The sequence below is a fragment of the Pseudomonas chlororaphis genome (assembly GCA_001023535.1).
GTDB lineage: Bacteria > Pseudomonadota > Gammaproteobacteria > Pseudomonadales > Pseudomonadaceae > Aquipseudomonas > Aquipseudomonas chlororaphis_E.
Map to the genome: position 1 here is coordinate 2,448,522 of CP011020.1, position 26,046 is coordinate 2,474,567.

Sequence of the window (26,046 nt, forward strand, 5' to 3'; positions counted from 1 at the left end):
CCTGTGGGAGCGGGCTTGCTCGCGAAAGCAGTGTGTCAAACAACATTGAGGTCGACTGACACTCCGCCTTCGCGAGCAAGCCCGCTCCCACAGGGTTGCGCTTTCACTCAAGGTTTACCGCTGCAACATGAAAACTTCTTCATGAAAAACCACCTGCGACCGAATGCCGCGCCCTGCCTGGCCTGCAGGATTGCTGCACTTTTCATGAAAACTTCTTAACGCTTTCGGGCATTTACTTAGCAGGCTATCAAAACCTATAACAAAGTCCTGCACACGCCTTGCTGCAGATGACAGAGATTGGAGCTTGCAAGATGACTGTGAAAGTAAATGAACGCGACGACGCCCACATGTCCCACGAAGCCATTGCGGCGGGTATCCGGATCTGGGATGTGCATCAACAGGATTTGCTGGTGGGGATGTTCCACTCGGAGACCGAGGCGAACCGTTACAAGGCCGAGCTGGAATACCAGGAAATGACGCGCTCGCGGGAGACCGCTGAATCCTGAGGTCAGCACTGAACTTGTGGGAGCGGGCTTGCTCGCGATAGCAGTGGGTCAGTCGACACAATCGTTGCCTGACACACCGTCTTCGCGGGCAAGCCCGCTCCCACAGGCTCCGCGTTTACCTCGCCGTCCGGCTTACCACATCAAATCATCAGGGATCTGATACGCCGCGTACGGATCGTCCGCGTCCACTTCTTCGGTCTGGGTGTTGAGCTGGACGATGCGCTTGGGGTCGCGCTCCTGGATCTTCAGAGCCGCCTCGCGCGGAATCACTTCGTAGCCGCCGGCATGATGGACGATCGCCAGCGAGCCGCTGCTCAGCTTGTTGCGCATCAGGGCGTTGACCGAGAGGCGCTTGACCTTCTTGTCGTCGACGAAGTTGTAGTAATCCTCGGTGTTCAGCTTCGGCAGGCGCGAGACTTCGATCAATTGCTTGATCTGCGCGGCCCGGGCCTTCTGCTCGGCTTTTTCCTGCTGCTGGCGATTAAGCTCCTGGTCGCGCTTGACCTTCTCGGCCATGGCGTCCTGGGCGGCACGCTGTTGGGAGTCATCGAGTTCGATCTGGCCTTTGTGGGCCAGGCGCTGCTGCTTCTGTTTCTCTTTGCCGACCTGCTTGGCCTGCTTTTGGTTGACCAGCCCTGCTTTGAGCAACTGGTCGCGAAGGGAAAGGCTCATGGTGCTTACTCACTTAGGCAACGGCCTCAGCCACAGCTGGGCAAATTCTTTTCCTGACGTTTGGCTTCGCCCCACAAGGCGTCCAACTCTTCGAGGGTGCAATCTTCCATGGGACGGCGGGTGTCGCGCAATGCCTGTTCGATAAATCGGAACCGCCGCTCGAACTTGCCATTGGCACCGCGCAAGGCTGTTTCCGGGTCCACCTTGAGGTGGCGGGCCAGGTTCACCACGCTGAACAGCAGGTCGCCGATCTCGTCGCTGATGGCCGCCGCGTCGTTGTCGGCCATGGCTTCAAGCACTTCGTCCAGCTCCTCCCGGACCTTGTCGAGCACCGGCAACGGGCCGGGCCAGTCGAAACCGACCTGGGCGGCACGCTTCTGCAATTTCGCCGAGCGCGACAGCGCCGGCAAGGCACCGGGCACGTCGTCGAGCAACGACAATTGCTCGGGCGCCGAGGCTTTCTCGGCCCGCTCCTCTGCCTTGATCGCTTCCCAACGCTGCTTGACCTGTTCTTCATTCAGGCGCGGCACATCCAGCGGCGCGTATAGGTCGCCAGTGGGAAACACATGGGGATGGCGACGAATCAGCTTGCGGGTGATGCTGTCGACAACGCCAGCGAATTCGAAACGGTTTTCTTCCCGCGCCAACTGGCTGTAATACACCACCTGGAACAGCAGGTCGCCCAACTCTCCCTGCAAATGATCGAAGTCCCCGCGCTCGATGGCATCGGCCACTTCATAGGCTTCTTCCAGGGTGTGGGGGACGATGGTTGCGTAGGTTTGCTTGACGTCCCACGGGCAGCCGTATTGCGGATCCCGCAGGCGGTTCATCAGGTGGAGCAGGTCTTCAAGGCTGTACATCAATCCATCCCATCCAATGAATCTCTGTGGGAGCGAGCTTGCTCGCGATGGCGCCTTTTCAGTCACTGCATCTTTGACTGCCAGACCCTCATCGCGAGCAAGCTCGCTCCCACATTTTTGATCGCGCCGGACCTTTAACCCGGCGTCCGATTACGCCGGGTCTCGATGATGTTCGGCAACTGGGAAATCCGCCCCAACAACCGCCCCAGCGCATCCAGCCCCGGAATCTCGATGGTCAGGGACATCAGCGCCGTGTTGTCCTCCTTGTTCGAGCGGGTGTTGACCGCCAGCACGTTGATCCGCTCATTGAGCAACACTTGGGACACGTCACGCAGCAGACCGGAGCGGTCGTAGGCGCGGATGACGATGTCCACCGGGTAGGTGAGCACCGGCACCGGGCCCCAACTGACCTGAATGATCCGCTCCGGCTCGCGGCCGGCCAGTTGCAGCACCGAGGCGCAATCCTGGCGGTGGATGCTGACGCCACGGCCCTGGGTGATGTAGCCGACGATCGCGTCCCCCGGCAACGGCTGGCAGCAGCCGGCCATCTGTGTCATCAGGTTGCCCACGCCCTGGATCTGGATGTCGCCGCGCTTGCCGGGCTTGTAGCCGGTGGCCTTGCGCGGGATCAGCTCCAGTTGCTCGTTGCCGCGTTCCGGCTCCACCAGTTGCTGGGCCAGGTTGACCAGTTGCGCCAGGCGCAGGTCGCCAGCACCGAGGGCGGCGAACATGTCTTCGGCGGTTTTCATGTTGGCCTTTTCGGCCAGCTTGTCGAAATCCACCTGGGGCAGGCCCAGGCGACTGAGTTCGCGCTCGATCAGGGTCTTGCCGGCGGCGACGTTCTGGTCGCGGGCCTGCAACTTGAACCAGTGGACGATCTTCGCCCGTGCCCGCGAAGTGGTGATGTAGCCCAGGTTCGGGTTCAGCCAGTCGCGGCTCGGCGTACCGTGCTTGCTGGTGATGATCTCGACCTGCTCGCCGGTCTGCAGGCTGTAGTTGAGCGGCACGATCCGCCCGTTGATCTTGGCGCCACGGCAGTTGTGGCCGATCTCGGTGTGGACCCGGTAGGCAAAGTCCAGCGGCGTCGCGCCCTTGGGCAGGTCGATGGCGTGGCCGTCGGGGGTGAAGATGTAGACCCGGTCCGGCTCGATGTCCACGCGCAGTTGTTCCGCCAGGCCACCGATGTCGCCCAGTTCCTCATGCCATTCGAGGACCTGGCGCAGCCAGGAGATTTTCTCTTCGTAGTGGTTGGACCCGGACTTGACGTCGGTGCCCTTGTATTTCCAGTGCGCGCAAACGCCCAGCTCGGCTTCCTCGTGCATGGCGTGGGTGCGGATCTGCACTTCCAGCACCTTGCCCTCGGGGCCGATCACCGCGGTGTGCAGCGAGCGATAGCCGTTTTCCTTGGGGTTGGCGATGTAGTCGTCGAATTCCTTGGGGATGTGCCGCCACAAGGTGTGGACGATCCCCAGCGCGGTGTAGCAATCGCGCATCTCCGGGACCAGCACGCGAACGGCGCGAACGTCGTAGATCTGGCTGAACTCCAGGCCCTTGCGCTGCATTTTGCGCCAGATCGAATAGATGTGCTTGGCCCGGCCGCTGATGTCGGCTTCCACGCCGGTGGCCTGCAGCTCTTCGCGCAACTGGGTCATCACGTCGGTGATGAAGCGCTCGCGGTCCAGGCGCCGCTCATGCAACAGCTTGGCGATCTGCTTGTACTGGTCCGGCTCCAGGTAGCGGAAAGACAGGTCTTCCAGCTCCCACTTGATATGACCGATGCCGAGGCGGTGGGCCAGGGGCGCATAGATGTCGAACACCTCCCGGGCGACCCGGTTGCGCTTTTCATCGTCCGCCGCCTTGACGGCGCGGATGGCGCACGTGCGCTCGGCCAGCTTGATCAGCGCGACGCGCACGTCATCGACCATCGCCACGAGCATCTTGCGCAGGTTCTCCACCTGGCCCTGGGTGCCCAGGACCATGGAGTGGCGCGGGCTGAGACTGGCGCTGATAGCGGCCATGCGCAACACGCCGTCAATCAGCTTGGCGACCACCGGGCCGAAGCGCTGGCTGACCACCGAGAGCTGGATCTGGCCTTCGCGCACGCCGCGGTACAAGACCGCCGCCACCAGCGAATCCTGGTCGAGCTTGAGGTCGGCAAGGATCTCGGCGATCTCAAGCCCTGTCTGGAAACTCGAGGTGCCCTCGGACCAGAGGTTCTTCGCCGCATTGTGTTGTTGCTCGGCCTCACGAGCGAACTCGCAGGCCTCTTTCAAGGCTTCACGATCGAGCACCATGTCGATACTGACCGTGTGATCGAGCCAAGCCTCGAGATTGATACTGCCGTCGGTGTTGATCGGCTGGTGTGCTCTCACCTGTACCATCTTTGCTTACCTTCCCTACGACGCAGATTCAATGCGTCAACATCGCTGACCTTCATTGCCCGTGTGTCCGCCCAGGACCGTGGCGGGGTGGCACGAACGGGTCAGTCGGACAAGCCATCCTGGCTCGCTTCAAATAACGCCATGGCCTCGACATGCGCCGTCTGAGGAAACATATCGAGAATCCCGGCACGTTTTAACCGGTAGCCCTGCTTGATCAGTTCGACCGTGTCCCGGGCCAAAGTTGCCGGGTTGCACGATACATAAACCAACCGTTTGGCGCCCAGGGACGCCAGCTTGCGTACCACCTCGAAAGCACCGTCACGGGGTGGGTCCAAGAGTACCGCAGAAAAGCCTTCGCCGATCCACTGCGCAGTCGTCAGGGGCTGGGATAAATCGGCCTGAAAAAAAGCAGTGTTATTCAAATTGTTGCTGACAGCGTTGGCCGCCGCACGGTCCACCATGGCCTGCACGCCTTCCACGGCCACCACTTCACGCACCGTCCGGGCCAACGGCAAGGCGAAATTGCCCAGGCCGCAGAACAGGTCCAGCACCCGCTCATCGGGCTGCGGCGCCAGCCATTGCAAGGCCTGGACGATCATCGCCTCATTGACGTGGGCGTTCACCTGGATGAAATCCCCCGGCCGGTAGGCCAGCTCCAGCGCCCAGGTGTCCAGGCGGTAACCCAGGGCCTGGCCCGGCACCACCGGTTGCGGCTCGCCCTCGCCGTGCAGCCACAGCTGGGCCTGATGGAAGTCGCAAAAATCCTTGAGGATCGTCAGGTCGGCCTCGGACAGCGGCGCCATGTGCCGCAGCAGCACTGCCAGGGACGAACCGGCGAACAACTCCACATGCCCCAACGCCTGGGGTTTGCTCAAGCGCCTGAGCATGTCCGGCAAGCGGCTCATGATCGGCTGCAAGGGCTGTACCAGCACCGGGCAATCATCGATGGCGACGATGTCCTGGCTGCCAGCGGCGCGAAACCCCACCTCGAGTCGTTTCGCCTTCTGATCCCAGCGCACGGCCACGCGGGCACGGCGCCGATAAGCGAATTCGGTGCCACTCAGTGGCGCGGCCCATTGCTCCGGTTCCACACCGGCCACCCGCGACAATTGCTCGGCGAGCATGCGCTGTTTCAGGGCAAGCTGTTCGGCGTGGGGCAGATGCTGGACGCTGCAACCGCCACAGCGACCGGCATGCACGCAAGGCGCCGGACGCCGCAGTTCACTGGGCAGGAACACACGCTCGGTGCGGGCCTCGACCACTTTGCCGTGAGCACCCAGCACCCGTGCCTCGACCTCTTCGCCGGCCAGCGCGCCGATGACGAACCAGGTACGCCCGTCGACAAAGGCGATGCCCCGGCCATCGTTGGCCAGGCGCTCGATGGTCAGGCGCTGCTTTTTACCGGTGGGCACTTGCGGGGCCCGGCTTCCGCCACTGGGCTGGAAGCGCAAGCCTCTTTCTTGCCTGGCCATCAGTTGGGCGCGTCGAAAATGCCGGTCGACAGGTAGCGGTCGCCGCGGTCGCAGATGATCGCGACGATCACCGCGTTTTCAACCTCCTTCGACAAGCGCAGCATGCCCGCCACGGCACCGCCCGAAGAGACGCCGCAGAAAATGCCCTCCTCGCGCGCCAGGCGACGGGTCACGTCTTCGGCTTCGGCCTGGGCCATGTCGATGATGCGGTCCACGCGATCGGCCTGGTAGATCTTCGGCAGGTATTCCTCGGGCCAGCGACGGATGCCGGGGATGGCCGCGCCTTCCATCGGCTGCAGGCCGATGATCTGCACGTTCGGGTTCTGTTCCTTCAAATAGCGCGAGGTGCCCATGATGGTGCCGGTGGTGCCCATCGAGCTGACGAAATGAGTGATGCTGCCGCCGGTCTGGCGCCAGATCTCGGGGCCGGTGGTGGTGTAGTGGGCCTCGGGGTTATCGCCGTTGGCGAACTGGTCGAGCACCTTGCCACGGCCCTCGGCCTGCATGCGCTCGGCCAGGTCCCGGGCACCTTCCATGCCCTGCTCCTGGGAGACCAGGATCAGCTCGGCACCGTAGGCGGTCATGGCCGCCTTGCGCTCGGCGCTGGAGTTGTCGGGCATGATCAGGATCATCTTGTAGCCCTTGATCGCGGCCGCCATGGCCAGGGCGATGCCGGTGTTGCCGGAGGTCGCCTCGATCAGCGTGTCACCCGGCCGGATCTGCCCGCGCAATTCACCACGGGTGATCATCGACAATGCCGGCCGGTCCTTGACCGAACCCGCCGGGTTGTTGCCTTCGAGCTTGAGCAAAAGCGTATTGCTGGTGGCGCCGGGCAAGCGCTGCAAACGGACCAGCGGAGTGTTGCCGACGCAATCGGCGATGGTGGGGTACTGCAAAGTCATGGCGTATTCGCAATCCGGGCTGCGGGGGCGCCTATCATACCGGCAAACCCGGCGAGGCCATATCACGCAAAGTGAGGTGGTTATGGCTTATGGGAATAAGCGCATAAGCTGCAAGCTGCAAGCTGCAAGCTGCAAGCTGCAAGCAAGGAGCGCAGTGCACACATTTTTTTGTGGCGAGGGGATTTATCCCCGTTGGGGCGCGAAGCGGCCCCCGATAACCGATCTGACACACCGAGGACTCAGGCCTGAGGGCTGCTTCGCAGCCCAGCGGGGCGGTGCGACGTTTCGCTAAATCCCCTCGCCACAGGGGCCGTGCAGGGCTCACTGGCGATTAGCAGCAGGTTAAGGCGTAATCCCTTTCTCGCGTTCTCGGCCCACATCCCCCCGCCCTGACGCAGCACCGCATTGCGCGCGATGCTCAGGCCCAACCCGAAACCACCGTCCCCCGGACGGGAGCCGTCGAGGCGGATGAAGGGGTCGAAGATGCGTGAAAGATCCTGCTCGGCCACCCCGCCGCCCTCGTCCTCCAGCCACAGATGCCAGTGGGCGCCGTCGCGTTGGCCGGCCAACCGCACGACGCCGCCGGGCGGTGAGTGGCGGATGGCGTTGCGCAAGACGTTTTCCAGGGCCTGGGCCAGGGTGTTGAGGTTGCCCTGGACCCAGCAATCGGCAGGCACGCTGCAATGCAGTTGGTCAGCGGGCCAGCCGCTTTCGTAGCAGGCATTTTCGCTGAGCATTTCCCACAGCGCCTGGACCTGGATCGCCTCGCCTGGCAACGGCGCGCGCTCGGTGTCGAGCCAGGCCAGTTGCAACGTGTCGTCCACCAGCCGCTGCATGCCGGCGACTTCCCGCGCAACGCGTTCGCGCAGTTGCGGCAGCGCCTGCTCGCTTTCGCTGGCCACCTGCAAGCGGCTGAGCGGCGTGCGCAGTTCATGGGACAGGTCGCGCAACAGCTGTTGTTGCAGGGCAACCGTGGATTGCAGGCGCTCGGACATGTGATCGAAGGCGCGTCCCAGCTCGCCCAGTTCATCGGTCCGGTTGGTCGTGTGGCTGGACAGGCGCACGTTCAATTGGTCGGCCCGCCAGGCGTTGGCCTGTTCGCGCAGTTGGTTGAGCGGCACCACCAGCAGGCGATACAGGCCCACACATAGCAGCAGGGTGAACAAGCCCGGAATCACGCCGTTGGTGATCACGCGCCAGAACACCCGGTACTGCCCTGGCAGGAAACGCTCTGGCAGCTCGATCACCAGGCTACCGACGGACGGGTCACCGGGAAACGGCACCCGCAGCCACGGACGGCCCTTCTTGTGGATCGGCCAGTCGAGCCCGCGCAGGAACGTCAGGCGTTGGGTTTCACTGTCGGTCAGCGGGCGGTCGCCGAGCGATTGCAAGTCACCGCCAATGACCCCGACCCAACTCGCTTCCCGCTGCTGCATGCCTTGCAGCCATTGCTCGACGCCCGCCTGCTGGCCGGCAGACCAGGCTTGCTCGGCCTCGGCGGCATAATGGCTCAGTGTGTGGCGGGCTTCGTCAGAGAGGAACTGGTTGCGCACCTCCATGTAGCGGCCCCAGGACCAACTCAGCCAGATCATCAGCAGACAGAACGCCACCAGCAGGCACGCCAGTTTCCAGAACAGCGAGTGCCGGCCCGGCAGGTCAGACCATTTCATCGTCGGCACTCAACACGTAGCCCTTGCCCCACACCGTGCGCACCTGGCGCGCGCTGTAGTCGATCGCCTTGAGCTTGCGCCGGATCTGGCTGACGTGCATGTCCAGGCTGCGGTCGTGGGGGGCGTAGCCGCGTTGCAACACATGCTGATAAAGGAAGGCCTTGCTCAACACTTCATCGCCGCTGCGCTGCAGGACATCGAGCAGGCGGTATTCGCTGCGGGTCAGGCCGGCCCATTGCCCGCCGACGTGTACATCGCCACGCTCTTCGTCGAAGGCCAGGTCCCGGGCCTGGCGACCGCTCGCCGCCAGCGCCGGTCGTCGGTCCAGCGCCACCCGCCGCAGGATGGCTTCGATACGCACGTGCAGCTCTGCCATGCTGAAGGGCTTGGGCAAGTAATCGTCGGCGCCCAGGCGAAAGCCACTGATGCGATCAGCCTCGGCCCCCAGCGCCGACATCAACAGCACCGGGGTCGAGTGGCTCTGGCGCAGGCGGGTCAGCGCCGCGAGGCCATCCAGGCCCGGCAACAGGATGTCCATCAGCACCACGTCGAAAGCCTGCTGGCAGGCGATGTCCAGGCCTTCCTGGCCATTCTGGCACCAGGTCACGTCGAACCCGCTGCGGCCCAGGTGCTCATGCACGTAGGCGCCCAGCACGGGATCGTCTTCGATGGACAGGATGCGCGGGTGAACGGCGGAAGTGGGAGTCATGACTATCTGCAAATAATTCTCAGTTGGCGATTATTCAAGATCAACCCCCAAGAGGCAACCACCGTCTACGCCCTTCGCCCGGCGGCCGCGATGCGCGGCGACTTGAATTTTACGAAGATTGCCCGCCTGCAAATCGCTACACTGCGCAGGTACTGCGTGCCGGATGCGCGCAACGCTTAATCGAACCGCTGGATGCAGGAGACAAGTGTGCTCAAGAAACTGGGAATCAAAGGCCGCGTGCTGTTGCTGACCCTGTTGCCGACCAGCCTGATGGCGCTGGTTTTGGGCGGCTATTTCACCTGGATGCAGCAATCTGACCTGCATGCCCAGTTGCTGCAACGTGGCGAAATGATCGCTGAACAACTGGCCCCGCTGGTCGCCCCCGCCATGAGCCGGCAAGACACCGAGCTGCTGGAGCGCATCGCCACCCAGTCGTTGGAACAAACCGACGTACGCGCCGTGACCTTCCTCGCCCCCGACCGCTCGCCGCTGGCCCACGCCGGCCCGACCATGCTCAACCGGGCGCCTGAGGGCAACAGCACGCAATTGCTGCAACGCACCGGCAACGACGCCACGCGCTACCTGCTGCCGGTCTTCGGCAAGCACCGCAACCTGGCGGGCGAACTGATTCCCGAAGAAGCCGACCGCCTGCTGGGCTGGGTCGAGCTGGAGCTGTCCCACAGCGGCATGTTATTGCGCGGTTATCGCAGCCTCTTCGCCAGCCTGTTGCTGATTGCCGCCGGCCTGGGCCTGACCGCGCTGCTGGCCCTGCGCATGGGCCGCACGATCAACCGCCCGTTGAGCCAGATCAAGCAGGCCGTGGCCCAGCTCAAGGACGGTCACCTGGAAACCCGCCTGCCGCCCTTGGGCAGCCAGGAGCTGGACGAACTGGCGTCGGGCATCAACCGCATGGCCGGCACCTTGCAGAACGCCCAGGAAGAACTGCAGCACAGCATCGACCAGGCCACCGAGGACGTGCGCCAGAACCTGGAAACCATCGAGATCCAGAACATCGAGCTGGACCTGGCGCGCAAGGAAGCCCTGGAAGCGAGCCGGATCAAATCCGAATTCCTGGCGAACATGAGCCATGAGATCCGCACCCCGCTCAACGGCATCCTCGGCTTCACACATCTCTTGCAGAAAAGCGAGCTGACCCCACGCCAGCTCGACTACCTGGGCACCATCGAAAAATCCGCCGACAGCCTGCTGGGCATCATCAACGAGATCCTCGACTTCTCGAAGATCGAGGCCGGCAAGCTGGTGCTCGACAACATCCCGTTCAACCTGCGGGACCTGCTGCAAGACACCCTGACCATCCTCGCCCCCGCCGCCCATGCCAAGCAGCTGGAGCTGGTGAGCCTGGTGTACCGCGACACGCCGTTGTCGCTGGTGGGCGATCCGTTGCGCCTCAAGCAGATCCTCACCAACCTGGTGAGCAACGCCATCAAGTTCACCCGCGAGGGCACCATCGTCGCCCGGGCCATGCTCGAAGACGAACACGAAGACAGCGTGCAGTTGCGCATCAGCATCCAGGACACCGGCATCGGCCTGTCCGCCCAGGACGTGCGGGCGCTGTTCCAGGCGTTCAGCCAGGCCGACAATTCACTGTCGCGCCAGCCGGGCGGCACCGGGCTGGGCCTGGTGATTTCCAAGCGCCTGGTGGAACAGATGGGCGGCGAGATCGGCGTGGACAGCACGCCGGGCGAAGGCTCGGAGTTCTGGATCAGCCTGCGCCTGCCCAAGACCCGCGACGACGCCGAGGACCTGCCCGGCCCGCCGTTGCTGGGCCGACGCGTGGCGCTGCTGGAAAACCACGAGCTGGCGCGCCAGGCCTTGCAACACCAGCTCGAGGACTGCGGCCTGCACGTCACGCCCTTCAACACCCTGGAAAGCCTGACCAACGGCGTCACCGTCGCCCACCCGACCGACCAGGCGTTCGACCTGGCCGTGCTGGGCATCACCAGCAACGACATGCCGCCGGAACGCCTCAACCAGCACATCTGGGACCTCGAACACCTGGGCTGCAAGGTGCTGGTGCTGTGCCCCACCACCGAACAGACGCTCTACCATCTCTCGGTGCCCAACCCCCACAGCCAGTTGCAGGCCAAGCCCGCCTGCACCCGCAAGTTGCGCCGCTCGCTGTCCGACCTGGTGAACCCACGGCCAACCCGCAGCGAGCCGAACGAGCCGGTGGCCAGCCGCGCGCCCAAAGTGCTGTGCGTGGATGACAACCCGGCCAACCTGTTGCTGGTGCAGACCCTGCTCGAAGACATGGGGGCCAAGGTGCTGGCGGTGGAAAGCGGCTATGCCGCGGTCAAGGCCGTGCAAAAGGAAACCTACGACCTGGTGCTGATGGATGTGCAGATGCCCGGCATGGACGGGCGCCAGAGCACCGAGGCGATCCGCCAGTGGGAAAGCGAGCGCCACTGCACGCCGCTGCCGATCGTCGCCCTCACCGCCCATGCCATGGCCAACGAAAAGCGCGCTCTGCTGCAAAGCGGCATGGACGACTACCTGACCAAACCCATCAGCGAACGGCAACTGGCCCAGGTGGTGCTCAAATGGACCGGCCTGGCCTTGCGCAATCAGTCGCCGGAGCGCCACGGCGACGCCCAGACCGGCGGTGAACTGCTGGTGCTCGACCACGAGGAGGGCCTGCGCCTGGCCGCCGGCAAGGCCGACCTGGCGGCGGACATGCTGGCGATGTTGCTGGCGTCCCTGGAAGCCGACCGCGAAGCGATCCGCCAGGCCAGCGAGGCCAACGATCACAACGCCTTGATCGAACGAGTCCATCGCCTGCACGGGGCGACGCGCTACTGCGGGGTTCCGCAACTGCGCGCCGCCTGCCAGCGCAGCGAAACCCTGCTCAAGCAACAGGACCCCAAAGCCGCCGCCGCCCTGGAAGAACTGGAGCGCGCCATCAATCGGCTGGCGAGCGAGGCCCGTATCAGCGCCTGACCCAGCGCAATAACCGTCGGGGCCATCACGGCTAAGCTGATGCCATCCAAGCCTCAGGAGGCCGCCATGCGTGTGATTCTTTTCAGCAGCCAGACTTACGACCGCGACAGTTTCAGCAAGGCTGTAGCCCCCGCCGGCCTTGAACTGCAGTTCCAGCCGGCGCGCTTGAACCTGGACACCGTCGCCCTGGCCGAACACCACGAAGTGGTCTGCGCCTTCATCAACGACGACCTCAGCGCCCCGGTGCTGGAGCGGCTGGCAAGCGGCGGGACCCGGCTGATCGCCCTGCGCTCGGCCGGCTACAACCATGTCGACCTGATGGCCGCCCAGCGCCTGGGGCTGGCCATCGTCCGGGTGCCTGCCTACTCGCCCCACGCCGTCGCCGAACATGCGGTGGCGCTGATCATGGCCCTCAATCGCTGCCTGCACCGCGCCTACAACCGTACCCGCGACGGTAACTTCAGCCTGCATGGCCTCACCGGCTTCGATCTGGTGGGCAAGACCGTCGGGGTGATCGGCACCGGGCAGATCGGCGCGACGTTCGCGCGAATCATGGCCGGCTTCGGTTGCCGGTTACTGGCTTACGACCCCTACCCCAATGCCCAGCTCGAAGCGCTGGGCGCCCATTACTTGCCGCTGCCGCAACTGTTGGAACAGGCGCAGATCATCAGCCTGCACTGCCCGCTCAACGAACAGAGCCGCCACTTGATCAACGCCCAGTCCCTGGCCGCGATGCAACGCGGCGCCATGCTGATCAACACCGGGCGCGGCGGGCTGGTGGATACGCCGGCGCTGATCGAAGCGCTGAAGAGCGGTCAGTTGGGCTACCTGGGGCTGGATGTCTATGAAGAAGAGGCCCAACTGTTCTTCAAGGACCGCTCCGACCAGCCCCTGCAGGACGATGTCCTGGCCCGGCTGCTGACCTTTCCCAACGTGATCGTCACCGCCCACCAGGCCTTCCTGACCCATGAAGCGCTGGCGGCGATCGCCACCACCACTCTGGACAACATCGCCGCCTGGGCGGCTGGCACGCCACAGAACCTGGTAGATGGCTGACCTGCTCTATCAGCCAACACATAACTCCCACAGGATGGAGTTTCGTCGGCAAGACTCGTGGTTGCCCATCCCCAGCCATGCCCCCGTGCTAGCATGTCGCGCCTATTTGGAGGACCCATGGCCGAACACGATTTCCGCTACACCCTGATGAACCCGCAGCACACCCTGACCGAAGTCCGCGCCTTGGCGCCGGGCCGCTATCAGGTGACCGGTAATGGCGGCTCGATCCAGGCCAACGATGTCTTGCTGGTCACCCTCAAGGGCAGCAAGGACCTGTCCATGCGACTGACCGTGGACACCGTCCGGCACCTGCTCAAGCCCATGGGCCAATGGACTGCCATGACCACCGGCCCAGTGTTCGGCGAACTGGCGATCCACACCTGGCAGGTCAAATGCGACGGCTGCGCCAAGGCACTGAGCTTCGAGTTCGCCGTCGATGCCCAGCTGGGCGTCAAGGCCCAGAAGCCAGCCGCCAACGCGCGTATCGCCGAGTTGGGCTGGACCACGGTCGGTGAAAAACACCTGTGCCCGAAATGCCAGGAAGCAGCCCGATGAAACACACGGCCCTGGCCGCGTTGATCGGCATGAGCCTGATGGGTTGCGCCGCTGAACCTGTGCAACTGCAGCACAATCGCAGCTACATCCTGGAGTGGATCGGCGAACGGCCGTTGATGGACTACAGCCACCTGACCATCACCCTCGGCGACGATGGTCGCGCCTATGGCAACGGCGGCTGCAACCACTGGTTTGCCGCCTACACCCTGGAAGGCCACCGCTTGAACTTCGGCAAGATCGGCAGCACCCGCAAGCTCTGCGCCCCGGCCGTGATGGAGCAGGAAGGCCGCTTCTTGCAGGCGCTGGAAAAGGTCGAGCGCTGGGACATCGCGCCCAACGAGCAGATGCGCTTCTGGCCCGCCCAGGGCAAGCCGCTGCGCTGGTGGCTAGAAGAAGGCTGAGACCGCCCCCCCTGTGGCTGGCAACACTAATGAGCTGATGTAGATGCGATGATTGTGGCGAGGGGATTCATCCCCGCTGGGCTGCGTAGCAGCCCCCTTGCGTTTGGTCTGATATATCGCGGTGGCATTGATATATGGGGGCCGCTTCGCAGCCCAACGGGGATGAATCCCCTCGCCACAAGGTATCCACCTTGCAACAGGTCTTATTTGAGCGCCTGCAACGCCTCCAGCTTCGCCATCACCCCCGCCGCCGTCTGCTCCCCGAGCAACTGCTCGCGCAGCTTGCCCTGGTTGTCGATGATGTAGGTCACCGGCAGCCCTTCACTGCGTGGCAGGTCGAAGATCTCGGCCGGGTCGCGAGCCAATACGGTGAAGCGGATGCCCATCTTGTCGCTGGCGCTCTTGAGCTCCTCGCCCTGCACCTGGTCGAAATTGACCCCGAACACGCCGACGTTGCGGCCCTTGAGCTGGTCGGCCAGGGCATTGAACTCGGGAATTTCGGTGCGGCACGGCGCGCACCACTCCGCCCAGTAGTTGAGCACCAGCCATTGCTTGTCCAGCCGCTGCGAGGCGACGGCCTGGCCGTTCTGGTCTACCCCGTAGTCGTTGCCGCAGCCGGCGAGCAACAAAATGCCCATGAATGTCATTGCCGCCGTCAGTCGCCTTACCATGTGCCGATCCTTGTCTGAATGTGAGCTGCCGCGACCCGTTGCCTCTGTTGGGTGCTTGGGGCCTCGCGGCACAGTAGAATAGCCGCCACCTTACGCAAGATGCGACCCGCTCATGACCGATCTGACGCTTTATCACAACCCGCGCTGCTCGAAATCCCGCGGTGCGCTGGAACTGTTGGAGGCCCGCGGCCTGACGCCCACCGTGGTCCGCTACCTGGAAACCCCACTGGACGCCGCGCAACTGGAACGCCTGCTGGGCAAGCTCGGCATTACCGCCCGGCAACTGCTGCGCACCGGTGAAGAGGCCTACACAGACCTGAACCTGGCCGACGAAAGCCTGAGCCAGGCGCAGTTGATCGCCGCCATCGCCGCCCACCCGAAACTCATGGAACGGCCCATCCTGGAAACCGCCGACAAGGCCGTGATCGGTCGTCCGCCGGAGAAGATCCTGGAGATCCTGCCGTGAGCACACCGTACATCCTGGTGTTGTATTACAGCCGCAGCGGCTCGACCCATGAGATGGCCCGGCAGATTGCCCGTGGCATCGAGCAGGCCGGGCTGGAAGCCAGGCTGCGCACGGTGCCGGCGATTTCCACCGAATGTGAAGCGGTGTCGCCGGACATCCCCGAGCAAGGCCCGCTTTACGCCACTCTCGATGACCTCAAGCACTGCGCCGGCCTGGCCTTGGGCAGCCCGACCCGTTTCGGCAACATGGCCGCGCCGTTGAAGTATTTCCTCGACGGCACCAGCAACCTGTGGCTGACCGGCGCCCTGGTGGGCAAGCCGGCCGGGGTGTTCACGTCCACGGCCAGCCTGCATGGCGGCCAGGAAACCACCCTGCTGTCGATGATGCTGCCGCTGTTGCACCACGGCATGCTGATTACCGGCCTGCCCTACAGCGAGTCGGCGCTGATCGACACCGAAGGCGGCGGCACGCCCTATGGGCCGAGCCATCACGCGGGAAGCGACGGCAAGCGCGGCCTGAACGAACACGAAGTCGCGCTGTGCCGGGCCCTGGGTTCGCGCCTGGCGAAGACGGCACAGTTGCTGGAGAAAGGCCGTGGCTAAGAAGCCCAAGATCCTGCCGCCCATTGCGTGGCTGGAACCGCGGGTGCGCATCGCCCGCCTCCTCAGCCTGCTGTGCTTCTTTGGCCTGGTGGGGTTACTCAGCGCCTATTACCTGCTGATCGCTGACCTGCACGGTGCGCGGCCCTGGGTCATCCTGCTGATCGAGCTGGTGCCGCTGCTGATCCTCGCCCCCGGCATGCTCACCGGCAGCGCCCGCGGCCACTCGTGGATGTGCTTCGTGGTGAACCTGTACTTCATCAAGGGCGCGCTGGCGGCCTATGACCCGAACCGGCAACTGTTCGGCCTGCTGGAAATGGCGGCGAGCCTGGCGGTGTTCTGCTCGGCGTTGTTGTATGTGCGGTGGCGGTTTCAGTTGAACCGGCGGTTGGCGGGGGAAGGCGAGGTCCCTGTCGCCTGAGAGGCCGCCATCGCGAGCAAGCTCGCTCCCACATGAGGTCTGTGGTGTTCACAAATCCCCTGTGGGAGCGAGCTTGCTCGCGATGGGCGCGACGCGGTCTCAATGATTGACGGTGTAGGCCAGCATCATCGAAATCTGCGACATCGGCCGTCCGCCGCTCTCTTCATGCCAGCGGTTGAAAGCATTCTGCACCGTCGCCAGGTCCCGCAGGCTGGTGGGGACTTTGTCGATGATCTCCTGGGCATTGAGCGCGGCCACCACGTCATAGCTCGGCACGAAGGTGTCCTTGCCCATCATCCGCAGGAAGCGCGGCGCCGACAGGCCGCCCAGTTGATGGCCGTGTTTCTTCAGGTAGGTCCACAGGCCGACGATGTCGGTCACCGGCCAGTCGGCGATCAGCGCGCCGAAGCTGCCTTTTTCGTGGGCCACATCCAGGATCAGTTGGGCGTTGCGCGGCACGCTCTTGAGCTTGCCCAGGTGGCGGATGATCCGTGCGTCCTGCATCAGTCGCTCCAGGTGCTCGGCACTCATGAGCACGACTTTTTCCGGGTCGAACTTGAAGAACACCTCTTCGAACGCCGGCCACTTGGCATCCACCAGGCTGTGCTTGAGGCCCGCGCGAAAGACCCGCAGCGCCATGGTCGAGAGGTAGCGGTCGTCACTGATCTTGCGCAATTGCGCCGGGGTCTTGGGAACAGGCAGGTGGGCTTCCAGTTCAGCCGCCGAACCGAAGCGGTTCAGACAATACTCGTGCAGCCACTTGTAATCGCGCATGCCCTCTCCTGGGGTCAGAAATGAAAACGGCGCTCGCGAGCGCCGTGAAATAGAGGCCTTGGTCGCGTCAGAGGTTCACCACGTTGACGAAGCGCGGCGTGGCGTTTTCGTCGATGCGCAGGTTGGTGAAGTCGAACAGGTTGCGATCCGCCAGTTGCGATGGGACAACGTTCTGCAGGCCACGGAAGATGCTCTCGGTACGCCCAGGGGTCTTGCGCTCCCACTCCTGGAGCATTTCCTTGACCACCTGGCGCTGCAGGTTCTCCTGGGAACCGCAAAGGTTGCAGGGGATGATCGGGAATTGCTTGAAGTCCGAATAGGCCTGGATGTCCTTCTCGTTGCAATAGGCCAGCGGCCGGATCACCACGTTGCGCCCGTCATCGGCCCGCAGCTTGGGCGGCATGGCCTTGAGGGTGCCGTTGTAGAACATGTTCAGGAAGAACGTCTCGACGATGTCGTCGCGGTGGTGCCCCAGGGCCATCTTGGTCGCGCCGATCTCGTCGGCGAAGGTGTAGAGCGTCCCGCGCCGCAGGCGTGAACACAACGAGCAGGTGGTCTTGCCTTCGGGAATCAGTTCCTTGACCACCGAATAGGTGTCTTTCTCGACGATGTGGTATTCCACGCCCAGCGACTCGAGGTAGGCCGGCAGCACGTGCTCGGGAAAACCGGGCTGCTTCTGGTCCATGTTCACGGCGACGATGTCGAACTTGATCGGGGCAACCTTCTGCAAGTGCATCAGCACATCGAGCAAGGTGTAGCTGTCCTTGCCGCCGGACAGGCAGACCATGACCTTGTCACCGTCCTCGATCATGTTGAAATCGGCGACCGCCTCACCGGCCAGGCGGCGCAAGCGCTTTTGCAGTTTGTTCTGGTTGACCGTAAGAGTGCCCATGACGCGAAATCCGTGAGGTGTGACGAAAGGCCGGCATTTTACGCAAAAAATCCCGGATGTGGCACCGTCCCCTGTGGCGAGGGAGCTTGCTCCCGCTGGGCTGTACAGCAGCCCCTGAGCTTTAGCCGACACATCGCGGGTGGCAGATGCATTGGGGGGCTGCTTCGCACCCCAGCGGGAGCAAGCTCCCTCGCCACGGGGATTTCCTACAGGCCTAGGTGTGCACAGACCCATCGGCGATTAACACCCCGCCCCACAGCGCAATTTGCTCTAAGCCTCCCATCCCGCTGGCGATAACTCCTTTCTATACTGCGGCATAAGGTCGCACACACATACAGACCTTTACTTACTTGGCCATTTGGCCCGTAGGCGCTCCGTTGGGGGGCGATGGCAATAACAAAGGAGTGACTGACTATGATCCATCATGTCGTGGGACTCTTTACCCACCCTGATCAAGAATGGAAGGAGATCCGTGGCGATCAAGAGGAAAGCATCAGCCACATGTACCTGACCCACACGCTGATCCTGGCGGCCATCCCCGCCATATCAGCGTTCATCGGTACCACGCAGGTGGGCTGGGTCATCGGCAACCGCCCTCCGGTGATGCTGACGCAGGAAAGCGCGCTGTGGATGACGGTCATGTCATACCTGGCGATGCTGGGCGGCGTGGCGGTGATGGGCGCCTTCATCCACTGGATGGCCCGCACCTACGACGCCAACCCGAGCCTGGCCCGTTGTGTCGCGTTTGCCACCTACACGGCAACCCCTTTGTTCATCGGTGGCCTGGCGGCGCTCTACCCGCACATGTGGCTGGGGATGATCGTCGGCACGGCGGCCATCTGCTACACGGTCTACCTGCTGTACGTGGGCCTGCCGACCTTCATGAACATTCCCCAGGACGAAGGCTTCCTCTTCTCCAGCTCGGTGCTTGCCGTCGGCCTGGTGGTGCTGGTCGCCATCATGGCGTTCACGGTGATCGTCTGGGGCCTGGGCGTTGGCCCGGTGTATACCAATTAACCGCAAGAAGCCCCTCCGATAACAAGCAATCCTGCCAACACAGGCCGCCGCAAGGCGGCCTTCCTGTGTTGGCAATGGCGAAAACGACCGCTGGGCGCCCCGGCGATTCGCAACGGTCGATGCTTGCGGCATACTCGGGTTTCTGGAGACCCGTACAGCATGCTCGAGCAACTCAATACCCGCGTCGAAGAGTGTTACCAACAAGCCGAAGCCTTTTTCAAACGTCCTTTCAAACGCCCGGTGGTCAGCTTCAAATTGCGTGGCCAGAAAGCCGGGGTCGCTCACCTGCATGAGAACCTGCTGCGCTTCAACCCACAGTTGTACCGGGAAAACGCCGATGACTTCCTCAAGCAGACCGTTGCCCACGAAGTCGCACACCTGATCGCCCACCAACTGTTTGGCGAGCGCATCCAGCCCCATGGCGAAGAGTGGCAACTGATCATGCGCGGGGTGTACGAACTGCCGCCCAATCGCTGTCACACCTACGCCATCAAACGCCGCAGCGTGACCCGCTACATCTATAAATGCCCGTGCGACGGCAGTGACTTCCCGTTCTCGGCCCAGCGCCACAGCCTGGTACGCCAGGGACGCAGGTACTTGTGTCGCAGTTGCCGGGGGACGTTGGTGTTCAGTGGGGAGACGCGGGTGGAATAGCCTGATTTTGCGGTGCCTGGACTGACCTCTTCGCGAGCAAGCCCGCTCCCACAGGGGACTTGTGTACACCGTAGGTCCGATGTGGGAGCGGGCTTGCTCGCGAAGGGGCCCTAAAAAGCACTACAAAATCACCTTGTCACCGCGCAATTGGGCAATCTGCTGCGCACTAAACCCCAGCTCCCCCAACACCTGGTCCGTATGCTCCCCAACCTTCGCGCCAATGTGCCGGGGCGCGGGCAGCCCATCCGAAAACTTCAGCGGACACGCCATCTGCGCCTGGCGCGAACCATCGCCCCGAGGCACCTGGGTCACCACCTCGCGCGCCTGCAACTGCGGGTGTTGCAACGCTTCGTCCAACCCCAGCACCGGCTCGACACAGGCATCGATGCCCGCGAACAACTGGCACAACTCGGCGAAATCATGTTTTTCGAACTCGACCTGCAGCGCCTGCTTGAGCGCCCGCTGTTGCGCGGGGTCGGGCGAGAGGCCCTGGGTCGCCAGTTCCGGTCGCCCCAAGGCCTCGCACAGGGCCTGCATGAAGCCCGGCTCCAGGCTGCCCACCGACATCCAGCGGCCCTCCCGCGTGCGGTAATAGTCATAGAAACTGCCGCCATTGAGCATCTGGCTTTCAAACCCTGGCACCTGACCGCAGGCCAGGTACCCGGCACCGGCCAGGGCGTTCAGGCTGAAGACACAGTCGGTCATGCTGACGTCCAGGTGTTGGCCCCGCCCGGTCTGCTGCCGGGCGATCACCGCCGCCAACAGCCCGATCACTCCATGCAGCGAGCCACCGGCGATATCGGCTGCCTGGATCCCCAGCGGCAACGGCCCGCTGTCGGCACGACCGGTGTGGCTGGCCAGGCCTGCCACGGCCAGGTAGTTGATGTCGTGGCCGGCGCGTTCCTTGTACGGCCCGGTCTGGCCGTAGCCGGTGATCGAGACGTAGATCAGCCGCGGATTGATGGCCTTCAGCGCTTCGTATCCCAGGCCCAGTCGCTCCATGACCCCGGGCCGGAACTGCTCCAGCAGGATGTCGTGGTCGGCGAGCAAGGCCTCGATCACCGCCAGCGCCTGTGGTTGCTTGAGGTCCAGGGCGAGGCTGCGCTTGTTGCGGTTGAGGTACGCGTGGCTGGCAGACACCCCGTGGTCATGGGGCGGCAGCATCCGCAACAGATCCGCACGGTTCGGCGACTCGATGCGCAGCACCTCGGCGCCCATGTCGGCCAGCAGCAACGAGGCGAACGGGCCGGGCAGCAGGGTCGAAAAGTCCAGAACCTTGAGCGATGCCAGTGGGCCTTGCATGAGCGATCTCCGAGGGGTGATGGCTCAAGCCTAGGCAGGGATGAGAGGCGGGGCAATTACCGCGGGTGTTGTTTGGGGTGACCAATGCGCTCAAGAAGCGAGCCGTGGCGAGGGAGCAAGCTCCCTCGCCACAGGGGATGCAGTGGCCTTTTCGTCAGTCATGAAAAAACCCGCCGAGGCGGGTCTTTTCAGTGCAGGCTGACGCTTACTTCACAGCGCCCGGTGCTTCGGCTGCCGCAATCTGCTCGTCCTCTTCGCGGACGTCGGAGATGCCGCGACCACCGGAAGCCAGTTCGGCGTGCAGTTGGTCTTCGTCCAGTTCCTTGACCCACTTGGCAACCACGACCGTGGCAACGGCGTTGCCCACCAGGTTGGTCAGGGCGCGGGCTTCGGACATGAAGCGGTCGATACCCAGGATCAGCGCCAGGCCAGCCACCGGCAGGTGACCCACGGCCGACAGGGTGGCGGCCAGTACGATAAAGCCGCTACCGGTCACGCCGGCAGCCCCCTTGGACGACAACAGCAACACCAGCAGCAGGGTGATCTGGTGGGTGATGTCCATGTGGGTATCGGTGGCCTGGGCGATGAACACCGCGGCCATGGTCAGGTAGATCGAAGTACCGTCCAGGTTGAACGAGTAGCCGGTCGGGATGACCAGGCCAACGACAGACTTCTTGGCGCCCAGGCGTTCCATCTTGATCAGCATGCGTGGCAGGGCCGATTCCGACGAGGAGGTGCCCAGCACGATCAGCAGCTCTTCACGGATGTAGCGAACCAGCTTGATCACGCTGAAGCCGTGGATGCGGCAGATGGCACCCAGCACGACCAGCACGAACACCACGCAGGTGATGTAGAAGCAGATCATCAGCTGGCCCAGTTGCACCAGCGAACCGACACCGTAGGCACCGATGGTGAAGGCCATGGCACCGAATGCACCCAGGGGCGCCAGTTTCATGATCATGTTGATGATGATGAACATGACGTGGGCGAAGCGGTCGATGAAGTCCAGGACCGGCTTGCCGTAGGCGCCCAGGCGATGCAGGGCGAAACCGAAGATCACCGAGAACATCAGCACTTGCAGGATGTCGCCGTTGGCGAACGCGCCGACGATGGTGTTCGGGATCACGTTGAGGATGAAGGCAACGATGCTCTGGTCTTTACCGGCGGAGATGAAGCCGGCGATCTTGCTGGTGTCCAGGGTCGACACGTCGATGTGCATGCCGTTACCCGGTTGCACGACGTTGACCACGACCAGGCCGATCAGCAGGGCGATGGTGGAGACGATCTCGAAGTACAGCAGCGCATAGCCGCCTGTCTTGCCGACCGACTTCATGTTCTGCATGCCGGCGATACCGCTGACGACGGTACAGAAGATGATCGGGGCGATGACCATTTTGATCAGTTTGATGAACCCGTCACCGAACGGCTTGAGGGCAACACCGGTCTGCGGGTAGAAGTGGCCGAGCAAAATACCGATGGCAATGGCTACGATCACCTGGAAATACAGGGATTTGTACAGGGGCTGACGAGTCGTCATGGCAAACCTTCCTCAAGCGTCCCGTGCGACAACATCCACCTGTCGTCCACGAAACCTCAATTGCGAACCCTCCTGCACTGGAGGGATTTGTTTTGTCGGCTGCACGCGGCAGACCTACCTAACGCATCGCAAAGCGCGTGCCATTTTTGCGAAACCTCCTACATCCGGTATAGCAGACGGGTTGGCGCATTCCACAAGGGTTTAAACAGGGCGTGTAAGGTGGCGGATTTCCGCCTGCTGACCGCTTCCCGCTCCGGAATTTGGCGGATATCCGCCTTGTCCAGGTCCGTCCCGCTGCTACCATCGCCGGCTTAACGGACGGATTTCTTGCCATGCGCCAACGCACGATCGCCAGCCATTTCGCCCGCGCAGCCCTGGGTGGCGCGCGCCGGCAAGGCTTCGATTACCTTCCCCTGCTGCAACAGTTGGGCATCAGCCCCCAATTGCTGGAGGAGTCACGGGCGCGCATCGCGCCGGAACAGTTCGCGCGCCTGTTGCAGGCGCTGTGGCAACAACTGGACGATGAATACCTGGGGTTCGGCCGGGCGCCGAGTAAACCCGGGACGTTTGCAATGATGTGCCACGCGTTGATCCACTGCCGAACCCTGGGCAAGGCGCTCCAGCGCGGCCTGTTGTTCTACGGCCTGTTCCCCGACGCCCCGCGCCTGTCACTGGAAGCCGAAGGCGAGCGGGTCCGGCTGGTGCTGGACGACTCGACGCTGTGGGACCCGGATCACTTCCTGAGCGAAAGCCTGCTGGTGATCTGGCATCGCCTCGGCAGTTGGTTGATCGGCCAGCGGATCGGCCTGGAACAGGCAACGTTTGGCTACGCGAGGCCCGCCCACGGGGCCGAGTACGACTTGCTGTTCCCCTGTCCGTTGGTGTTCGGGGCTCCCAGCAGCAGCTTGTTGTTCCACAGCCGCTACCTGGACATGCCGTTGCTGCAGGACGAACGCACCCTCAAGCATTTTCTCGAACGCTCCCCCGCCGACCTGCTGTCGCGCCCGGACGACGGCCACAGCCTGAGCAGCCAGCTGCGGCGCCTGCTCAGCCGCGACACGGCACGCTGGCCCGACCTGGACACCGTGGCGAGCCACCTGCACATCAGCCCCCAGACGCTGCGCCGGCACCTGCGCGAGGAAGGCACCAGTTTCCAGGCGCTCAAGGACCAACTGCGGCGGGATATCGCCATCTATCACCTGGGGCACGCGCAGCTGTCATTGCAGGAGATTGCCGAGCAGCTGGGGTTCTCGGAACCGTCGGCGTTTCATCGGGCGTTCAAGAAGTGGACGGGGGTGACACCGGGGGCTTATCGGGAGCAGGAGAACTAGGGGGTAACATCCAACCTCTGTGGCGTGCTGCCGGCCCCTGTGGCGAGGGAGCTTGCTCCCGTTGGGCTGCGAAGCGGCCCTAAAAACTTGCGAGCGCTGCGCACTCGAGCGGGAGCAAGCTCCCTCGCCACAGGCCCCGCCGACACAGCAAAAATGTCAGTCACACCACCGGAAAATGAATCCGGAACGCCGCGCCGCCCAGTTCCGAATCCCCCAGGGTCAACGTGGCGCCGTAGCTTTCGATGATGTCCTTGACCACCGCCAGGCCAATCCCCTGCCCCGGGTGCTGGCGGTCGAGCCGTTCGCCACGCTGGAGAATCCGCGCCCGCTGATCCGGCGGTACGCCCGGTCCATCGTCCTCGACGCACAGCTCCATGCCGCCGAGGGTCTGGTGGACGCTGACGCGCACCTGCCCCAGGCAGAGTCGATAGGCGTTTTCCAACAGGTTGCCGAGCATTTCCAGCAAGGCGCCCTGCTCGATCGGCACCTGGCAGTGCTCCGGCAGGTCGAAACCGACCTCGACCCGTTTATCGCGATAGACCTTGTCCAGGGTGTCGCACAGGCTTTGCAACACCGGGCGCAAGGGCACCTGGTGACGCACCAGTCCGCTCTTGCGCAGGCTGGCACGCTGCAACTGGTAGCCGATCTGCTGACTCATGCGTTCGATCTGGGATTGCAGGACCCAGGCCTGGTCCCGGTCCGCGGGGCGCCGGGCCATGTCTTCGCTGACGCCCTGCAGCACCGCCAGCGGGGTTTTCAGGCTGTGGGCCAGGTCATCGAGGGAGTCACGGTAGCGGCTGCGCTGCTCGCGCTCGCTGTACAGCAGGCGGTTGAGGGAGCCGGTCAGGCGCAACAGCTCGCGGGGGTGCTCGGTGCTGAGGCTGTCCCGGGCCCCGCTTTCGATTTCGTCCAGCTCCTGGCTCAAGCGCCGCAAGGCCCGCAGGCCCCAAGTCAGGCCGATCCACAACAGCGCCAGCAATACCAGCAGGGCCGCGCCAAAACCCAGGTAGAGATTGTCCCGCAGGCCTTGCAGGGTCACCTCGTAGTCGCGGACCGGTTGCAGGGTGACGATACTGAAGGCCGCGTTCTGCCCGCCGAGCAGTTGGATCTCGACGTCATAGACGAAAAACTCCTGGCCATCGTTCTCGCGGATTCGCGCGAACTGGTTGCCCTGGCCGTCGTAGCGCGGCGTGTAGTTGATGTTTTCTTCCCGCGTGGCCTTCGAGCGCCACACCAATCGCCCGTCGCGGTCATAGATATAGCCCAGCAACCTTGCATCGGCGAGGTTGAAGCGCTCATCGGGCAGTTGCGTCGGCATTTTCAAGTGGTTGTTTTCCACCCGGGCGGCGGAAATCAGCGTGGTCACGTCCGACGCCAGGCGCTGCTCGATGGACTCCTGCAACGCCAGGCTGAACGCACCTTGCATCGCCGGCAGCAGCGCCAGCATGAACAACACCGCCAGGGTCATGGCGGCCAGCATCAAGCGCAGGCGTAGCGAACGAATCACTGGCAGCGCTCGTTGAACAGGTAGCCCAGTCCTCGCACGGTGTCGATCGGCTTGAAGCCACCAGGGGCCTCCAGCTTGCGGCGCAGGCGCCCGACCAGCACTTCGATGACATTCGGATCGCGCTCGTCGTCATCGGGATACAGCTGTTCCATCAAGCGGTCCTTGGCGACCACCTGCTGGTGATGACGCATCAGGTACTCGAGGATGCGGTACTCGTAGGCGGTCAGGGCCAGGGGTTCTTCGTCGAGGGACGCCTGCTTGCGGTTGAGGTCCAGCAGCAATGGCCCGGCGACGATGGTCGACTGGGTGAAGCCGCTGGAGCGCCGCAACAGCGCATTCAGGCGGGCTTCCAGCTCTTCGAACTGGAAGGGCTTGACCACATAGTCGTCGGCCCCGGCGGCCAGGCCCTCGACCTTGTCCTGCCAGTTGCCGCGGGCGGTCAGGATCAGGATCGGGAACGTCTTGTCCTGGGAACGCAGCCGGCGGATCAGCTCCAGGCCGCTGATGCCCGGCAGGCCGAGGTCGACGACGGCCAAGTCATGGTTGAATTCCGCGACCTGGTACAAGGCCTCTTCAGCGTTGGCGACGGCCTGCACCACGTGGCCGCTGTCGGTGAGACGGGTTTGCAGGTGATGACGCAGCAGAGCCTCGTCTTCGACGACCAGTAATTTCATGAAGCCTCTCCCCAGGCAAATCAAACGATCCAGTGCTGTGTACCACAACGAAAGGCGCC

At 63.6% G+C, this 26,046-nt stretch carries 26 protein-coding genes; 12 read left to right on the forward strand and 14 right to left on the reverse strand.

The window, feature by feature from the left end; translation table 11 throughout:
- Positions 1 to 311 precede the first annotated feature (311 nt).
- Positions 312 to 506 (forward strand): hypothetical protein, encoded by a 195-nt coding sequence (locus VM99_10700; protein ID AKJ98499.1) that lies wholly within the window; start codon positions 312 to 314, stop codon positions 504 to 506.
- Positions 507 to 638: 132 nt separating this feature from the next.
- Here VM99_10700 and VM99_10705 read toward each other — a convergent pair whose 3' ends face one another.
- From VM99_10705 to VM99_10735, 7 genes are all read right to left on the reverse strand, one after another.
- Positions 639 to 1,178 carry a nucleoprotein/polynucleotide-associated enzyme gene (locus VM99_10705; GenBank protein ID AKJ98500.1) on the reverse strand — a complete coding sequence of 180 codons (540 nt, stop codon included), beginning with the start codon at positions 1,176 to 1,178 and terminating at the stop codon, positions 639 to 641.
- A gap of 26 nt (positions 1,179 to 1,204) precedes the next feature.
- On the reverse strand, positions 1,205 to 2,038 hold the full coding sequence (locus VM99_10710; protein ID AKJ98501.1) for a nucleoside triphosphate hydrolase: 834 nt from the start codon (positions 2,036 to 2,038) through the stop codon (positions 1,205 to 1,207).
- A 134-nt stretch (positions 2,039 to 2,172) separates the two neighbouring features.
- Positions 2,173 to 4,419, reverse strand: a complete 2,247-nt coding sequence (gene relA / locus VM99_10715; protein ID AKJ98502.1) for a (p)ppGpp synthetase — start codon at positions 4,417 to 4,419, stop codon at positions 2,173 to 2,175.
- A gap of 101 nt (positions 4,420 to 4,520) precedes the next feature.
- Positions 4,521 to 5,891, reverse strand: a complete 1,371-nt coding sequence (locus VM99_10720) for a 23S rRNA methyltransferase (protein AKJ98503.1) — start codon at positions 5,889 to 5,891, stop codon at positions 4,521 to 4,523.
- Positions 5,891 to 6,793 (reverse strand): cysteine synthase, encoded by a 903-nt coding sequence (locus tag VM99_10725; GenBank protein AKJ98504.1) that lies wholly within the window; start codon positions 6,791 to 6,793, stop codon positions 5,891 to 5,893. Before VM99_10725 ends, VM99_10720 begins: the two co-directional genes overlap by 1 nt.
- A 239-nt stretch (positions 6,794 to 7,032) precedes the next feature.
- The gene (locus VM99_10730) at positions 7,033 to 8,463 is read right to left on the reverse strand and encodes a histidine kinase (protein ID AKJ98505.1); all 1,431 of its coding nucleotides are present in this window, start codon (positions 8,461 to 8,463) and stop codon (positions 7,033 to 7,035) included.
- Positions 8,450 to 9,172, reverse strand: a complete 723-nt coding sequence (locus VM99_10735) for a transcriptional regulator (GenBank protein ID AKJ98506.1) — start codon at positions 9,170 to 9,172, stop codon at positions 8,450 to 8,452. The genes VM99_10730 and VM99_10735 overlap by 14 nt, the downstream gene beginning before the upstream one ends.
- Between VM99_10735 and VM99_10740 the strand changes: the two genes are divergently transcribed.
- The 5 genes from VM99_10740 to VM99_10760 all read left to right on the forward strand — a co-directional run bounded on the left by VM99_10740 (position 9,149) and on the right by VM99_10760 (position 14,142).
- Positions 9,149 to 9,352: a hypothetical protein gene (locus tag VM99_10740; GenBank protein ID AKJ98507.1), complete on the forward strand. Its 204-nt coding sequence runs from the start codon at positions 9,149 to 9,151 to the stop codon at positions 9,350 to 9,352. The two genes, VM99_10735 and VM99_10740, sit on opposite strands and share 24 nt — an antisense overlap.
- Before the next feature lie 27 nt (positions 9,353 to 9,379).
- Entirely contained in the window at positions 9,380 to 12,130 is a 2,751-nt protein-coding gene (locus tag VM99_10745) for a chemotaxis protein CheY (protein AKJ98508.1), read from the forward strand.
- Positions 12,131 to 12,196: 66 nt separating this feature from the next.
- Positions 12,197 to 13,186: a 2-hydroxyacid dehydrogenase gene (locus VM99_10750; GenBank protein AKJ98509.1), complete on the forward strand. Its 990-nt coding sequence runs from the start codon at positions 12,197 to 12,199 to the stop codon at positions 13,184 to 13,186.
- A gap of 117 nt (positions 13,187 to 13,303) precedes the next feature.
- Complete coding sequence (locus VM99_10755) at positions 13,304 to 13,741, forward strand: hypothetical protein (protein ID AKJ98510.1); 438 nt, start codon at positions 13,304 to 13,306, stop codon at positions 13,739 to 13,741.
- Positions 13,738 to 14,142, forward strand: a complete 405-nt coding sequence (locus VM99_10760) for a lipoprotein (GenBank protein ID AKJ98511.1) — start codon at positions 13,738 to 13,740, stop codon at positions 14,140 to 14,142. Before VM99_10755 ends, VM99_10760 begins: the two co-directional genes overlap by 4 nt.
- Before the next feature lie 203 nt (positions 14,143 to 14,345).
- On the opposite strand, the gene VM99_10765 is transcribed toward VM99_10760, so the two are convergent.
- Positions 14,346 to 14,813: a peroxiredoxin gene (locus tag VM99_10765; protein AKJ98512.1), complete on the reverse strand. Its 468-nt coding sequence runs from the start codon at positions 14,811 to 14,813 to the stop codon at positions 14,346 to 14,348.
- A gap of 112 nt (positions 14,814 to 14,925) precedes the next feature.
- Between VM99_10765 and VM99_10770 the strand changes: the two genes are divergently transcribed.
- Genes VM99_10770 through VM99_10780 form a run of 3 tightly spaced genes read left to right on the forward strand, consistent with a single transcriptional unit; the run spans position 14,926 to position 16,299 of the window.
- Positions 14,926 to 15,279, forward strand: a complete 354-nt coding sequence (locus VM99_10770) for an arsenate reductase (GenBank protein ID AKJ98513.1) — start codon at positions 14,926 to 14,928, stop codon at positions 15,277 to 15,279.
- Positions 15,276 to 15,881: an NAD(P)H-quinone oxidoreductase gene (locus VM99_10775; protein ID AKJ98514.1), complete on the forward strand. Its 606-nt coding sequence runs from the start codon at positions 15,276 to 15,278 to the stop codon at positions 15,879 to 15,881. The genes VM99_10770 and VM99_10775 overlap by 4 nt, the downstream gene beginning before the upstream one ends.
- Positions 15,874 to 16,299 (forward strand): membrane protein, encoded by a 426-nt coding sequence (locus tag VM99_10780; protein ID AKJ98515.1) that lies wholly within the window; start codon positions 15,874 to 15,876, stop codon positions 16,297 to 16,299. Before VM99_10775 ends, VM99_10780 begins: the two co-directional genes overlap by 8 nt.
- 99 nt (positions 16,300 to 16,398) lie before the next feature.
- Here the strand turns inward: VM99_10780 and VM99_10785 are convergent, their stop codons facing one another.
- Together VM99_10785 and VM99_10790 are read right to left on the reverse strand one after the other, a co-directional pair.
- Positions 16,399 to 17,073, reverse strand: coding sequence for a 3-methyladenine DNA glycosylase (locus VM99_10785; GenBank protein AKJ98516.1), 675 nt, complete (start codon positions 17,071 to 17,073; stop codon positions 16,399 to 16,401).
- A 67-nt stretch (positions 17,074 to 17,140) separates the two neighbouring features.
- The gene (locus tag VM99_10790; GenBank protein AKJ98517.1) at positions 17,141 to 17,965 is read right to left on the reverse strand and encodes a tRNA 2-thiocytidine biosynthesis protein TtcA; all 825 of its coding nucleotides are present in this window, start codon (positions 17,963 to 17,965) and stop codon (positions 17,141 to 17,143) included.
- A gap of 414 nt (positions 17,966 to 18,379) precedes the next feature.
- On the opposite strand from VM99_10790, the gene VM99_10795 reads away from it, so the two are divergent.
- Positions 18,380 to 18,982: a membrane protein gene (locus VM99_10795; GenBank protein ID AKJ98518.1), complete on the forward strand. Its 603-nt coding sequence runs from the start codon at positions 18,380 to 18,382 to the stop codon at positions 18,980 to 18,982.
- Positions 18,983 to 19,141: 159 nt separating this feature from the next.
- Entirely contained in the window at positions 19,142 to 19,636 is a 495-nt protein-coding gene (locus VM99_10800; GenBank protein AKJ98519.1) for a sprT, read from the forward strand.
- A gap of 120 nt (positions 19,637 to 19,756) precedes the next feature.
- Here VM99_10800 and VM99_10805 read toward each other — a convergent pair whose 3' ends face one another.
- Positions 19,757 to 20,938, reverse strand: a complete 1,182-nt coding sequence (locus VM99_10805) for a carnitine dehydratase (GenBank protein ID AKJ98520.1) — start codon at positions 20,936 to 20,938, stop codon at positions 19,757 to 19,759.
- A gap of 205 nt (positions 20,939 to 21,143) precedes the next feature.
- On the reverse strand, positions 21,144 to 22,475 hold the full coding sequence (locus VM99_10810; protein AKJ98521.1) for a C4-dicarboxylate transporter: 1,332 nt from the start codon (positions 22,473 to 22,475) through the stop codon (positions 21,144 to 21,146).
- A gap of 332 nt (positions 22,476 to 22,807) precedes the next feature.
- On the opposite strand from VM99_10810, the gene VM99_10815 reads away from it, so the two are divergent.
- Complete coding sequence (locus tag VM99_10815; protein ID AKJ98522.1) at positions 22,808 to 23,806, forward strand: AraC family transcriptional regulator; 999 nt, start codon at positions 22,808 to 22,810, stop codon at positions 23,804 to 23,806.
- A gap of 160 nt (positions 23,807 to 23,966) precedes the next feature.
- Here the strand turns inward: VM99_10815 and VM99_10820 are convergent, their stop codons facing one another.
- Together VM99_10820 and VM99_10825 are read right to left on the reverse strand one after the other, a co-directional pair.
- Positions 23,967 to 25,313: a histidine kinase gene (locus VM99_10820; protein ID AKJ98523.1), complete on the reverse strand. Its 1,347-nt coding sequence runs from the start codon at positions 25,311 to 25,313 to the stop codon at positions 23,967 to 23,969.
- Complete coding sequence (locus VM99_10825) at positions 25,310 to 25,987, reverse strand: transcriptional regulator (protein ID AKJ98524.1); 678 nt, start codon at positions 25,985 to 25,987, stop codon at positions 25,310 to 25,312. Before VM99_10825 ends, VM99_10820 begins: the two co-directional genes overlap by 4 nt.
- Positions 25,988 to 26,046 lie beyond the last annotated feature (59 nt).

What these genes read in the sequence shown, in the direction of transcription:
- VM99_10720 (AKJ98503.1), bottom strand. Translation starts at nt 5,891, where the DNA reads ATGGCCAGGCAAGAAAGAGGCTTGCGCTTCCAGCCCAGTGGCGGAAGC.
- VM99_10790 (AKJ98517.1), bottom strand. Translation starts at nt 17,965, where the DNA reads ATGGGCACTCTTACGGTCAACCAGAACAAACTGCAAAAGCGCTTGCGC.
- VM99_10700 (AKJ98499.1), top strand. Translation starts at nt 312, where the DNA reads ATGACTGTGAAAGTAAATGAACGCGACGACGCCCACATGTCCCACGAA.
- VM99_10755 (AKJ98510.1), top strand. Translation starts at nt 13,304, where the DNA reads ATGGCCGAACACGATTTCCGCTACACCCTGATGAACCCGCAGCACACC.
- VM99_10705 (AKJ98500.1), bottom strand. Translation starts at nt 1,178, where the DNA reads ATGAGCCTTTCCCTTCGCGACCAGTTGCTCAAAGCAGGGCTGGTCAAC.
- relA (AKJ98502.1), bottom strand. Translation starts at nt 4,419, where the DNA reads ATGGTACAGGTGAGAGCACACCAGCCGATCAACACCGACGGCAGTATC.
- VM99_10725 (AKJ98504.1), bottom strand. Translation starts at nt 6,793, where the DNA reads ATGACTTTGCAGTACCCCACCATCGCCGATTGCGTCGGCAACACTCCG.
- VM99_10825 (AKJ98524.1), bottom strand. Translation starts at nt 25,987, where the DNA reads ATGAAATTACTGGTCGTCGAAGACGAGGCTCTGCTGCGTCATCACCTG.
- VM99_10815 (AKJ98522.1), top strand. Translation starts at nt 22,808, where the DNA reads ATGCGCCAACGCACGATCGCCAGCCATTTCGCCCGCGCAGCCCTGGGT.
- VM99_10730 (AKJ98505.1), bottom strand. Translation starts at nt 8,463, where the DNA reads ATGAAATGGTCTGACCTGCCGGGCCGGCACTCGCTGTTCTGGAAACTG.
- VM99_10805 (AKJ98520.1), bottom strand. Translation starts at nt 20,938, where the DNA reads ATGCAAGGCCCACTGGCATCGCTCAAGGTTCTGGACTTTTCGACCCTG.
- VM99_10795 (AKJ98518.1), top strand. Translation starts at nt 18,380, where the DNA reads ATGATCCATCATGTCGTGGGACTCTTTACCCACCCTGATCAAGAATGG.
- VM99_10770 (AKJ98513.1), top strand. Translation starts at nt 14,926, where the DNA reads ATGACCGATCTGACGCTTTATCACAACCCGCGCTGCTCGAAATCCCGC.
- VM99_10810 (AKJ98521.1), bottom strand. Translation starts at nt 22,475, where the DNA reads ATGACGACTCGTCAGCCCCTGTACAAATCCCTGTATTTCCAGGTGATC.
- VM99_10800 (AKJ98519.1), top strand. Translation starts at nt 19,142, where the DNA reads ATGCTCGAGCAACTCAATACCCGCGTCGAAGAGTGTTACCAACAAGCC.
- VM99_10785 (AKJ98516.1), bottom strand. Translation starts at nt 17,073, where the DNA reads ATGCGCGATTACAAGTGGCTGCACGAGTATTGTCTGAACCGCTTCGGT.
- VM99_10750 (AKJ98509.1), top strand. Translation starts at nt 12,197, where the DNA reads ATGCGTGTGATTCTTTTCAGCAGCCAGACTTACGACCGCGACAGTTTC.
- VM99_10710 (AKJ98501.1), bottom strand. Translation starts at nt 2,038, where the DNA reads ATGTACAGCCTTGAAGACCTGCTCCACCTGATGAACCGCCTGCGGGAT.
- VM99_10735 (AKJ98506.1), bottom strand. Translation starts at nt 9,172, where the DNA reads ATGACTCCCACTTCCGCCGTTCACCCGCGCATCCTGTCCATCGAAGAC.
- VM99_10760 (AKJ98511.1), top strand. Translation starts at nt 13,738, where the DNA reads ATGAAACACACGGCCCTGGCCGCGTTGATCGGCATGAGCCTGATGGGT.
- VM99_10765 (AKJ98512.1), bottom strand. Translation starts at nt 14,813, where the DNA reads ATGGTAAGGCGACTGACGGCGGCAATGACATTCATGGGCATTTTGTTG.